A 12,413-nucleotide genomic window follows, 5' to 3' on the forward strand; every position below is an offset into this window, starting at 1 on the left:
CGGTAAACCGGTGTCAGACCCACGGGGCCTGACACCTTCCTTCGATTACATGTTGCGGCGGTATTGGCCGCCGACTTCGAACAGCGCGGTCGTGATCTGGCCCAAGGAGCAGACGCGGGCTGCGTCCATCAGCTTGGCGAACACGTTTTCGTTGTCGATGGCGGCCTTTTGCAGTGCGGCCAGGGCGGCTGGTGCTGCATCCGCGTTGCGGGCGTGGAAGTCCGCCAGGCGGGTCAGCTGCGATTGCTTTTCATCGTCGGTGGAACGCGCCAGTTCGATGGTGGCCGGGGCTTCCGAACCTTTCGGGTTACGGAAAGTGTTCACGCCGATGATAGGCAGCGAGCCGTCGTGCTTCTTGTGCTCGTACAGCAGCGATTCCTCTTGAATCTTGCCGCGCTGGTAGCCGGTTTCCATCGCGCCCAGCACGCCGCCGCGTTCGGCGATGCGTTCGAATTCCTGCAGGACGGCTTCTTCCACCAGGTCGGTCAGTTCTTCGATGATGAAGGCGCCCTGGTTCGGGTTTTCGTTCTTCGCCAGGCCCCATTCGCGGTTGATGATCAGCTGGATCGCCAGTGCGCGGCGGACGGATTCGTCGGTCGGCGTGGTGATCGCTTCGTCGTAGGCGTTGGTGTGCAGCGAGTTGCAGTTGTCGTAAATCGCGATCAGCGCCTGAAGCGTGGTGCGGATGTCGTTGAAGTCGATTTCCTGTGCGTGCAGCGAGCGACCGGAAGTCTGGATGTGGTACTTCAGCTTCTGCGAGCGGTCGTTGGCGCCGTATTTCTCTTTCATGGCCACTGCCCACAGGCGGCGTGCCACGCGGCCCAGGACCGTGTATTCCGGGTCCATGCCGTTGGAGAAGAAGAACGACAGGTTCGGTGCGAAATCGTCGATGTGCATGCCGCGCGCCAGGTAGGCTTCCACGAAAGTGAAGCCGTTGGACAGCGTGAAGGCCAGCTGCGAGATCGGGTTCGCGCCCGCTTCCGCGATGTGGTAGCCCGAAATCGACACCGAGTAGAAATTGCGCACCTGGTGGTGCACGAAATATTCCTGGATGTCGCCCATCACCTTCAGCGAGAACTCGGTCGAGAAGATGCAGGTGTTCTGGCCCTGGTCTTCCTTCAGGATGTCGGCCTGCACGGTGCCGCGCACGTTCATCAGCACCCAGTCCTTGATCTTCTGGTACTCGTCTTCGGACGGCTGGCGCTTGTTCTCTTCGACGAACTTGGCGATCTGCTGGTCGATGGCTGTGTTCATGAACATCGCCAGGATCGCAGGCGCCGGGCCGTTGATGGTCATCGAGACCGAAGTGCTCGGGTTGCACAGGTCGAAGCCGTCGTACAGCACTTTCATGTCGTCCAGGGTCGCGATGGACACGCCGGAGTTGCCGATCTTGCCGTAGATGTCGGGACGGATCGCAGGATCAGCGCCGTACAGGGTGACGGAGTCGAATGCAGTCGACAGGCGTTTCGCATCCATGCCGGTGGAAACCAGCTTGAAGCGGCGGTTGGTACGGAATGCATCGCCTTCGCCCGCAAACATACGGGTTGGATCTTCGCCTTCACGCTTGAACGCGAACACGCCCGCGGTGAACGGGTAGGAGCCGGGGACGTTTTCCAGCATCAGCCAGCGCAGCAGCTCGCCGTGGTCTTCGTACTTCGGCAGCGAGACCTTGCGGATCTTGGTGCCGGACAGGGTGTGCTGTACCAGGCCGGTACGGATTTCCTTGTCGCGGATTTTCACGACGTATTCGTCGCCCGCGTAGGCAGCCTGCATGTCCGGCCACTGGGCCAGCAGCTTTTTGGAAGCGCCGTCCATGGCGTGGTCGCGCTCGATGATCAAGTCATCGAAGTCGGCAACCGATTTGCCGGCGACCGCCATCATGCGCTTGGATTCCTGCAGCTGCTGGCGCTCGCGCGCCAGCTTGGCTTGTGCTTGTGCTTTCTTGTGATAGCCGCGCACGGTGTCGGAGATCTCGGCCAGGTAGCGCGCGCGTGCCGGCGGCACGATCACGTTCTTGCCGGAGCTGAAGCGCACATCGGTCTTGCCCAGCAGGCCTGGCTTGGTGTTCAGGCCCTTTTCGGCCAGCTTCGGCAGCAGGCCTTGATACAGCGCGGTTACGCCGTCGTCATTGAAGCGGGAAGCCTGGGTACCGAATACCGGCATTTCTTCCGGACGCTTGGTCCACAGTTCGCGGTTGCGCTGGTACTGCTTTGCCACGTCGCGCAGCGCATCCTGCGCGCCCTTGCGGTCGAATTTGTTGATCGCGATGAAGTCGGCGAAGTCTAGCATGTCGATCTTTTCAAGCTGCGATGCGGCGCCGAATTCCGGCGTCATCACATACATGGAGACATCGACGTGCGGCACGATCGCGGCGTCGCCCTGGCCGATGCCGGAGGTTTCCACGATTACCATGTCGAAGCCCGCTACTTTGCAGGCTGCGATCACGTCAGGCAACGCCTGGGAAATTTCGGAACCGGCTTCACGGGTCGCCAGCGAGCGCATGAAGACGCGCGTCTTGCCGTTCCAGGGGTTGATCGCGTTCATGCGGATACGGTCGCCCAGCAGCGCGCCGCCGGACTTGCGGCGCGACGGGTCGATCGAGATGACGGCGATGTTCAGCGCATCGCCCTGGTCCAGGCGGATGCGGCGGATCAGTTCATCGGTCAGCGAGGACTTGCCTGCGCCGCCGGTGCCGGTGATGCCCAGGGTCGGGGCAGTCATGGTTTTCGCCGCAGCGGTCAGTTCGGCGCGCAGCTTGTCGGAGGCCTTGCCGTTTTCCAGCGCGGTGATCAGCTGGGCCAGCGGGCGGTGGCGCTGTTCGATGTCGCCTTGACGGATAGCGTCCAGCTGGGTCGGCGAGTAGGTGGACAGGTCGACGTCGCATTGCTGCACCATCCACTGGATCATGCCGACCAGCCCCATACGCTGGCCGTCTTCAGGGGAGAAGATGCGGGTCACGCCGTAGTCGTGCAGGTCGGCGATTTCGCTCGGGACGATCACGCCGCCGCCGCCGCCAAAGACCTTGATGTGCGAACCGCCGCGCTGGCGCAGCAGGTCGATCATGTATTTGAAGTATTCGACGTGGCCGCCCTGGTAGGAGGAGATGGCGATGCCTTGCACGTCTTCGGTCAGGGCCGCGGTGACCACTTCGTCCACCGAGCGGTTGTGACCCAGGTGGATCACTTCGGCGCCCTGCGATTGCAGGATGCGGCGCATGATGTTGATCGAGGCGTCGTGGCCGTCGAACAGGGACGCGGCGGTGACAAAGCGGACTTTGTTCGCGGTCTTGGCCTGCTCCGGCTCGGCGGACAGTTTCTTGGCGTTGGCGATGTCGTTCATGTTTTGTTCCTTGGAACGGAGGATTTTTGATTATATGACGTTTACGTTAACGTCAAGTCAAGCAATTCTTAAACCCGGTAAACCAGGGTCAGACCCAAGGGTCAGACCCATCCATTACCGGCTCAGTAGACAGGGTCAGACCCTCGGGTCTGACCCAGGTTTACCGGGTTTAGGCAGCCTGCGCGTGAGCGCCGCTCTTAAACGCCGCCATCATCTTGCCCTTAGCCATCTTGTACTCGGCCACAGCCTTTTCCTTCACATGGCCAAAGCCGCGGATCTTCTCCGGCAGGGCAGCAATCGCCACCGCCTGCTCGTGGTTGCCAGCCGACAACCCAGCCATCAGCTCAGCCACAACGGCGCGGTACTCGGTGATCAGCGCGCGTTCCATCTTACGCTCCTCGGTGTAGCCGAAGATATCGAACGCACCGCCGCGCAGGCCCTTGAACTTGGCCAGCAGCTGGAACGCCTTCCACATCCACGAACCGTATTCCGCCTTGACCAGGTGGCCCTTGGCATCCTTCTTTGCGAACAGCGGCGGCGCCAGGTTGAATTTCAGCGAGAAGTCACCTTCAAACTGGGTCTTCAGCTGCTCAACGAACCGGCCGTCCGTGTACAGGCGCGCTACTTCATATTCATCTTTATAGGACATCAGCTTGAACAGCGATTTGGCAATCGCCGTCGACAGCTTGTTGCCCAGGCCCAGCGAGGTTTCCTTGGCGCGCACTTCGGCCACCAGCGCCTCGTAGGAGGCGGCATACGCAGCATCCTGGTAGCCGGTCAGGAATTCCACGCGCTTCTTGATCACGGTCTCCAGCGACTGTGGCATCTGCACCACGACAGCTTGGGTCGGTGTCGCAGTCTTCTCGACGCGCTTGAAGTCCACAGCGGCGCGGCGGCCCCACTGGAAGGAGCGCTTGTTCGATTCAACAGCCACACCATTCAGCTCGATCGCGCGCAGCAGCGCGGCTTCGCTCAGTGGGATGCGGCCCTTCTGCCAGGCGTAACCCATCATGAACAGGTTGGAGGCAATCGAATCGCCCATCAGCGCGGTCGCCAGCCTGGTGGCGTTGATGAAGTCCACCGACTGGGCGCCGCCGACGGATTCGGTGATCAGCGCTTCCACGCTTTCAGCCGGGTACTGCCAGTCGGCGTTCTGCGCAAAGGTGCCTGGCGGCTGCTCGTGCTGGTTGACGATGGCGAAAGTACGGCCTGGGCGCATCTTCGACACGGCGTCGTAAGCACCCGAAGTCAGCATGTCGCAGCCCAGGATCAGGTCTGCTTCGCCGGTGGCGATACGCTGCGCACGCAGGTGGGCCGGGGTCTTCGCCACTTTGACGTGGGAAGTCACGGAGCCGTTCTTCTGCGACATGCCGGTCATGTCCAGCACGGAAGCGCCTTTGCCTTCCAGGTGCGCGGCCATGCCCATCAACGCGCCGACGGTAATCACGCCGGTGCCGCCGATGCCGTTGATCAGGATGTTGTATGGCTGCTCAATGCTTGGCAGCACCGGCGCCGGGATATCGCCCCAGTCGTCGGTCTTCGCGGTGCCGGTCTTGGTCTTCTTCAGCGTGCCGCCTTCAACGGTGACGAAGGATGGGCAGAAACCCTTGGTGCAGGAGAAGTCCTTGTTGCAGCTCGATTGGTCGATGGTGCGCTTGCGGCCGAATTCAGTCTCCTTCGGCAGGATCGAGACGCAGTTGGACTGGATGCCGCAATCGCCGCAGCCTTCGCACACTGCTTCGTTGATGACCATGCGTTTTGCAGGGTCAGGGAACTCGCCCTTCTTGCGGCGGCGGCGCTTCTCGGCGGCGCAGGTCTGGTCGTAAATGATCACGGTGCAGCCAGGCAGTTCACGCATTTCGCGCTGTACGGCATCCATCTCCTTGCGGTCGTGCAGGGAAACGATGTTAGGCAGGGCGGAACGGTCGGTGTAGCGCGACAGGTCTTCAGTCACCAGTGCGATGCGCTTGATGCCTTCGGCCGCCATCTGCTGCGCGATCATCGGCACGGAGACGGTGCCGTCGACTGGCTGGCCGCCGGTCATCGCCACGGCGTCGTTGTACAGGATCTTGTAGGTGATGTTGACCTTCGCAGCAACGGCCGCGCGGATCGCCAGGTAGCCGGAGTGGAAGTAGGTACCGTCGCCCAGGTTCTGGAACACGTGCGGCACTTTGCTGAATGCAGCCTGGCCGATCCAAGGCGTGCCTTCGCCGCCCATATGGGTGGTCAGCTTGTTCATTTCAGGGTAGATCGAGGTCGCCATCACGTGGCAGCCGATGCCGGCCAGCGCGAAGGAGCCTTCAGGCACCTTGGTCGACGTGTTGTGCGGGCAGCCGGAGCAGTAGAAAGCCGGACGGAACGGCGTTTCGATCGCCTTCTTCAGCACTGCATCCTTGGCTTCCAGGAAGGCCAGGCGGGCCTTGATCTGGTCCTGGATATTGGTGTCTGCGATGTAGCGGGCCACGCGGCCCGCGATCACGCGCGCCACCTGCGACACGGAGAAGTCAGCCTTCGGCGGCAGCAGCCATTCGCCGCGCGGCGCAACCCACTCGCCCTTGTCGTCGAACTTGCCGATGATGTGAGGACGCACGTCGTCGCGCCAGTTGTACAGCTGTTCCTTCAACTGGTACTCGACAAACTGGCGCTTTTCCTCCACCACCAGGATTTCATCCAGGCCTTGCGCGAATTCGCGCACCGAGTCCGGCTCCAGCGGCCATGGCATCGAGACTTTGAACAGGCGCAGGCCAACCTTGGCGGCCATGGCTTCATCGATGCCCAGTTCTTCCAGCGCTTCCAGCACGTCCAGGTAGGATTTGCCGGAGGCGATGATGCCCAGTTTGGCGTCCTTGGAATCGATGGTGGTGTGATTCAGCTTGTTTTCGCGGGCGTAAGCCAGGGCCGCGTAGATCTTATAGTCCTGCATCAGCGCTTCCTGGTTGCGCGCTTGCTGGCCCAGGGGAATCGACGACAGGCGGGCATTCAGGCCGCCTTCCGGCATCACGAAGTCCTGCGGGATCTTCACTTCGACCCGGAACGGATCGGCGTCGATCGAAGCGCTCGACTCCACGGTGTCAGCCAGCGCCTTGAAGGCAACGGCGCAGCCGGAGAAGCGCGACATGGCCCAGCCGTGGATACCGAGGTCGATGTATTCCTGCACATTGCATGGATACAGGACCGGGATCATGCAGGCGGAGAAGATGTGGTCCGACTGGTGCGGCAGGGTAGAAGAGTAAGCGCCGTGGTCGTCGCCGGCCACCAGCAGGATGCCGCCGTTCTTCGACGTACCGGCATGGTTCATGTGCTTGAAGACGTCGCCGCAACGGTCCACGCCCGGGCCCTTGCCGTACCACATGGCGAACACGCCGTCATACTTGGCCGGGCCGATCAGGTCAACCTGCTGCGAACCCCAGACGGCGGTCGCCGCCAGGTCCTCGTTCACGCCGGGTACGAACTGCACATTGTGCTTTTCCAGGTGCTTCTGCGCCTTCCACAGGGTTTCGTCCAGGCCGCCCAGCGGCGAACCGCGGTAGCCGGAGATGAAACCGCCGGTATTCAGGCCATCGCGCGCATCGCGCATCTGTTGCATCATTGGCAAGCGCACCAGCGCCTGGATGCCGGACAGGAAGACTTTACCGGTGGTGGAAGTGTATTTGTCGTCGAGGCTGACGTCGTTGAGTACGGGCGAGTTGCTGCCGTCTGGCATGGTGGCTGTCTCCAAAATTCATGATTCGGTGCGTGCCTGGCATTGGTGAGCGCCGGGTAAGCGCGTCCTTGCCTAAGTCACAACGCCTGCGGATGTGCAGGCCTTTTCAAGCTCGAAGTCTACGTTTTACTTTACGTATACGGAAATACGGTTTGGGGATGGGGGTATAAGAAAAAGTGATGACCGCCCGACTGCCCAGCCCGTGTCCCACCCTGGGGTCACACCCGAAACGGGACACGGCCTCTACTGTGATGGCTGAGGCCGTGTCTCATTTCGGGTGTGACCCCAAGGTGGGACACGGGCTCAACCGGTCAGGTGGAGAGGAGGCGGGCGCCGGGCCAGGTTCCGGCGCGGCAGAGGTCGGCGGCGACTTGCTGGGTCAAGGCGGCGATGGCGTTGGCGGCATTAGTCAGGGGGATGTTGCGCGAGGCGCACAGCACGACGGTGCGGCTGATGGCGGGGCTGTTGATGCGCACGCTGCGCATCTGGCCATGCTCGATTTCCGGCAGCACGGGGGCGACCGGCAATATCGTCGCGCCCATGCCGGCCATGATGGCGGACTTCAGAATCGCGATCGAGTTGATTTCGATGACGTTGCCGATCACCAGGCCGGCGGCACGCGCCATGGCTTCAATGCGTGGCCGCACGCCGTGCTGCAGGCCGGGCAGGATCAGCGTGGTGTTCAGGGCTTGTTGCAGCGATACGGTGTTGCGGTCGCTGAACCAGATCGCGTCGTGGCGGCAGATGAAGCGCAGTTCTTCTTCGGCCAGCGGGGTGGTGGCAAACGGGGTCAGTTGGCCGTCGTCAAACAGCACGGCCAGGTTGACGCGGCCGCTTTTGAGCTGTTCTGCCAGGTTCCCGGTCAGTTCTTCGGTCAACTGCAGCGTAATGTCGGGATATTGCTCGCGTGCGGCGGTCAGCAGCGGCAGCGCGAGTGCGCCCGAAATACTGTGCGGCAGGCCCATGGTCACGCTGCCGGAAGGCCGGGCGGAGTGGGTCACCGCGGAGCGGGCATCGGCAACCTGCTTCAGGATGGCCTGGGCGTGGTCGTAAAACACCTTGCCGGCATCGGTACTGACCACGCCTTGCGCGCTGCGATGCAGCAGCTGTGCGCCCAGTTCTTCCTCCAGCTGGCGCAGCTGCTGGGTAAGAGCTGGCTGGGCCACATGCAATACGAGTGCCGCACGCGACAGTGATCCATGGTCGACGATGGCGACGAAGTAACGCAGTTGACGAAGTTCCATAATGCCCTAGGATAACATTGTTAAACAATGTTCATCCAAAAGGACAGCCAAGGACTCAGAAGAATTCGGCGGTATCGTTGGACTCGACGGTCTGCAGCTGGCCGCCGCTGACCAGTTCGTCGTAGTGGCAGGCCATATTGCGGCCGTGGCTCTTGGCGTAGTACAGCGCCTGGTCGGCGCGGCCGAGGATGATCACCGGCGCTTCATAGGCGCTGATGCTGACGAAGCCGACGCTCACCGTGACCCGTCCCACTTGCGGGAATTCGTGCTGTTCCACGTTCATGCGGAAGCGTTCGATGATCTTCTTGGCATTTTCCAGCGTGGACGAGCGCAGCAGCACTACGAATTCTTCGCCGCCGAAACGGAACACACGGTCCTGGGCGCGGAAGGACGATTGCAGCAGGTTGGCGATCAGGATCAGCACTTCGTCGCCATACAGGTGGCCGAATTTGTCGTTGACGGCCTTGAAATGGTCGACGTCGACCACGGCCAGCCATTGCTTTTCCTGCTCGTGGGGGGAGCGGCGCTCCAGGCCATCGGGCGGCACGGCCAGCATGTCGTGCTCAATGGTCGCTTGCAGCATCTTGGCCAGCTGGTCGTCGAAAGTCTTGCGGTTCAGCAGGCCGGTCAGCGAATCGCGTTCGCTGTAGTCCAGCAGGTTCTGGAAATTCCGGTACACGCTGACGATGCCACCAATGATGTGGATGGTATCGCTGGTATAAGGGGTGGGATTGATGATTTCCAGGCAGGTATCCGCCTTGTCGCCCATCCAGATCGGCAGCCAGAGTGTGTGCTCACCATCGGGCGACATGTAGTCGGCGCTCGATTCATGGTGGGCCAGGCAGCGCGCCAGGGCGGGGAACATGCTGACCGGATCGCCGGGCATTGCCAGGTCCGCATACTCTTCCATGCGCGCAGGACGGCCGCGCTCGATCACGGCGCGCGGACGCACGTACAGCTGGCCTCGTACATTGACGATGCTCAGCACACGTGCCTGCGTGGCGGACGCCAATTCCGCTACCGCCGAGATCACCGAGATGTCGAGCATCGTGTGATCGCGGTGGCCGGTCATGTCCACCATATGTTTCAGTAGGGAATCCATGTGAGTGTCCGATAACTAGGCGCTCAGTGGCAAAGCAAAGGGGCTTTCTTAAGGATAGCTGATCAGCATAAATCTTTTTTGTTTTCTCGGCAATTAACTTTGCGCAATTTCATGTAAAACGCGACCTCATTGCAACACACTTCCCGTAACGCCAGTTTGACATAGAACACGGCACAGCGAGGAAAAGTTCTGTGCGGAAAGCTTGCGCAATGTCAACTTGCCCGTAGGAATGGCTCCTATAGTAAAGCCAATGATGCGCTGCACAGGCATCAGACTTTTCCTAGCCAAGGAGATCCATCATGACAGCACTTTCGGCAGTAAGGCGTTTCATCCGGGATGAGCGAGGCGTGACAGCCATCGAGTATGGCTTGATCGCTTCCGTGATTGCAGTGGCGGTGGCGACCGCCTTGACCCCCGTCAAGGGGGCGCTCGAGACCGTGTTCGACGCGGTCAAGACTGCCTTGCAGGGCTAAGCGGGCGGCCGGCGGTCCGGTGGCGGCCGGGCCGCTGGCCATTTCACCATGAGCGGACTCGAGATCATCTTGCTGTGCCTGGTTTTCCAGGCGGCGGCTTCCGACCTGGCCTGGCGCCGCGTCCCTAACGTGCTGGTGCTGACAGGCATGCTGCTCGCGCTGGCGCTCCATTGGCGGCTCGGCGGTGCCGGCGCCTTGCTGGCGCAAGGCCTGGCCGGCGCCAGCATTGGCCTGCTGCTGTTCCTGCCCCTGTATGCGCTGGGCGGGATGGCGGGCGGCGACGTCAAGCTGCTGGCGATGGCCGGCAGCTTTGTCGGACCGTGGCAGGCATTGCAGGTCGCCTTGCTGAGCGCCATGGCGGGCGGGGTATTGGCCCTGGTTTGCCTGCAGCTGGCGCGCTGGCGCGGCGGCAAGGCTGACGGCATGCCGTATGCGGTGGCGATCGCCGCCGGCACGATTGCTAGCGTTGCGTTGGCGCATCGCTGACATTTGCTCCGCCTCAATATCCATCTGGAAACCCATGGCTATCATCGTTTCCAACAAGGAGGTCACCATGATCGATTTTGCAGACGATGAGCAGCCTTTGTTGCCCGCCCCGCCGCGCAGCGTGCAGGACACCGGGCTGGAGCCGGCCATGCTGGCGCAACTGGCCGGCAAGACTTTCCTGGGCGCGGGCAAATGCCATCTGTCGGTGCTGACCGGCCGCCTGCGCCTGTCGATCAATGTGCTGCGCGAAGTGCTTGATGGCCTGCAGCGCGATCAGGTGGTGGAAGTGGCATGGCGCGGCGATTCGGACGTCGATGTGCAGTACCAGTTGACGGGCATCGGCCGCCAGCGCGCCACCGAATGGCTGCAGCGCGCACCGTATATCGGCCCGGCGCCGGTGCCGCTGGAAGCCTGGCGCGCCCAGTTGCAGCGGCAGGCGCTGCAGTTGCCGCCGGTGCTGGCCTCCGACGTGGCTGCGGTATTTTCCGACGATTGCCTGCCGCCGCGCATCCATGAGCTGGTCGGCGCGGCCATGCACGCCGGCCGTGCGGTCTGCCTGTACGGTCCGTCCGGCAGCGGCAAGAGCACCCTGGCGCGCAAGCTGGGGCGCCTGCTGCAGGGCCAGGTGGCCGTGCCGTATGCCGTGGCGGTGGGCAGCGCCATCATCCAGCTGTATGACGCGGCGGTGCACCTGGCGCCGCCGTCTTTGCCGGGCCGCCTGTCCGGCGCGCGCGGCGGCGACACGCGCTGGCTGCTGTGCCAACGTCCCATGGTGCAGCTGGGGGCTGAGCTGGAAAGCGCCATGCTGGACTTGCGCCATGACCCTGCCGGCGGCTGCTACCTGGCGCCGCCGCAGCTGAAGGCAAGCCATGGCCTGCTGATCATCGATGACCTGGGACGCCAGCGCCTGCCGGCCAACGCCCTGCTGAACCGGCTGTCGCAATTGCTGGACACCGGTACCGACCAGCTGGCGTTGCCGGGCGGCCATGCCTTCAGCGTTCCTTGCCAGGCGGCGCTGGCCTTTGCCACCAATATGGCGCCGCACACGCTGCTCGATGGCGCTGCGCTGCGCCGCATCGGCTACAAGGTGGCGCTGGGCCCGCTGCCGGAAGCGAGCTACCGCAGCCTGCTGCGCCAGCAATGCCGTGCCCGCGGCATCGATGCCGACGAGGGCGCGCTGGCCTACCTGGTGGGCGAACTGCACCGCGGCAGCGGCCAGCCGCTGCTGGCCAGCCTGCCGCGCGAGATCGTGGCGCGGGTGGCGGAATTCGCGGGCTTCGCCGGCACCGTGCCAAGCCTGAATCCGGCCACGCTGGACCAGGCCTGGTCCAGCATCTTCGCCGATGGTGCCGCATGAAAGGCCGGCGCAGCTTGCTGATGCTGGGCCTGGCGGCAGTACTGGGCCTGGCGGCCGTGCTGCTGGCATCGCGCTGGCTGGCGCGCCAATCGGCGCCGTCCACCGTGCGCATTGCGGTAGCGGCGGCCGATGTCGGCCTGGGCCAGCGACTGGCGCCGGACATGCTGGCGCTGGCCGACTGGCCTGGCAGCCACTTGCCGGCGGGCGCGCTGCGCGAGCTGGCGCCGCTGGCCGGCCGGGTGCTGAAAACCAGCGTGCAGCGCGGCGAACCTGTGACGGCGTCCAAGCTGGCGCCGGCCGGCACCCTGGGCGGCCTGTCGGCCCTGATCGCGGAAGGCAAGCGCGCCATCACCGTGCGCGTCAACGATGTGGTCGGGGTGGCCGGCTTTGCCTTGCCGGGCAACTTCGTCGACATCCTGGTGCATGCGCCGGGACAGGGAAATAGCGCCGGCGAACCGGCCTTGTCCAAGATCGTGCTGGAACGCATCCTGGTGCTGGCCGTGGCGCAGGAAGTGGCGCGCGACGACACCAAGCCGCGCGTGGTGAACGCCGTCACGCTGGAAGTCACGCCCGACCAGGCCGAAAGGCTGGACCTGGCGCGCAGCGTGGGCACGCTGTCGCTGGTCCTGCGCAACCAGGTCGACCCGCGGCCGGCTGCAACAGCGGGCGCCACGCGGCACAGCGTCCTGGGCGCGGCCGCCGCGGCGCC

Annotated in this window: 8 protein-coding genes; 4 read left to right on the forward strand and 4 right to left on the reverse strand. The window is 63.2% G+C overall.

Going from position 1 to position 12,413, the window contains the following annotated elements; all coding sequences use genetic code 11:
- Window positions 1-45: 45 nt before the first annotated feature.
- The 4 genes from icmF to GM658_RS26115 form a co-directional block, all read right to left on the reverse strand.
- The gene (gene icmF / locus GM658_RS26100; RefSeq protein ID WP_155457013.1) at window positions 46-3,339 is read right to left on the reverse strand and encodes a fused isobutyryl-CoA mutase/GTPase IcmF; all 3,294 of its coding nucleotides are present in this window, start codon (window positions 3,337-3,339) and stop codon (window positions 46-48) included.
- Between the two features lie 169 nt (window positions 3,340-3,508).
- Window positions 3,509-7,042: an indolepyruvate ferredoxin oxidoreductase family protein gene (locus GM658_RS26105; protein ID WP_155457014.1), complete on the reverse strand. Its 3,534-nt coding sequence runs from the start codon at window positions 7,040-7,042 to the stop codon at window positions 3,509-3,511.
- Window positions 7,043-7,353: 311 nt separating this feature from the next.
- Window positions 7,354-8,286 (reverse strand): LysR substrate-binding domain-containing protein, encoded by a 933-nt coding sequence (locus GM658_RS26110; RefSeq protein ID WP_155457016.1) that lies wholly within the window; start codon window positions 8,284-8,286, stop codon window positions 7,354-7,356.
- A 55-nt stretch (window positions 8,287-8,341) separates the two neighbouring features.
- On the reverse strand, window positions 8,342-9,388 hold the full coding sequence (locus tag GM658_RS26115; protein WP_155457017.1) for a GGDEF domain-containing protein: 1,047 nt from the start codon (window positions 9,386-9,388) through the stop codon (window positions 8,342-8,344).
- A gap of 299 nt (window positions 9,389-9,687) precedes the next feature.
- On the opposite strand from GM658_RS26115, the gene GM658_RS26120 reads away from it, so the two are divergent.
- The 4 genes from GM658_RS26120 to cpaB form a co-directional block, all read left to right on the forward strand.
- Window positions 9,688-9,861 carry a Flp family type IVb pilin gene (locus GM658_RS26120; RefSeq protein WP_155457019.1) on the forward strand — a complete coding sequence of 58 codons (174 nt, stop codon included), beginning with the start codon at window positions 9,688-9,690 and terminating at the stop codon, window positions 9,859-9,861.
- Between the two features lie 48 nt (window positions 9,862-9,909).
- Window positions 9,910-10,347, forward strand: a complete 438-nt coding sequence (locus tag GM658_RS26125; RefSeq protein WP_155457021.1) for an A24 family peptidase — start codon at window positions 9,910-9,912, stop codon at window positions 10,345-10,347.
- A gap of 67 nt (window positions 10,348-10,414) precedes the next feature.
- A complete protein-coding gene (locus tag GM658_RS26130) occupies window positions 10,415-11,704 on the forward strand; it encodes a DUF8689 domain-containing protein (protein WP_155457033.1) in 1,290 nt (429 codons plus the stop codon).
- Window positions 11,701-12,413 (forward strand): Flp pilus assembly protein CpaB (gene cpaB, locus GM658_RS26135; RefSeq protein ID WP_155457023.1); only part of this gene is annotated, 713 nt, incomplete at its 3' end. The genes GM658_RS26130 and cpaB, both read left to right, overlap by 4 nt.

Origin of the sequence: Massilia eburnea, assembly GCF_009720745.1 — a bacterium.
In the GTDB taxonomy this organism is placed as follows: domain Bacteria; phylum Pseudomonadota; class Gammaproteobacteria; order Burkholderiales; family Burkholderiaceae_D; genus Rugamonas; species Rugamonas eburnea.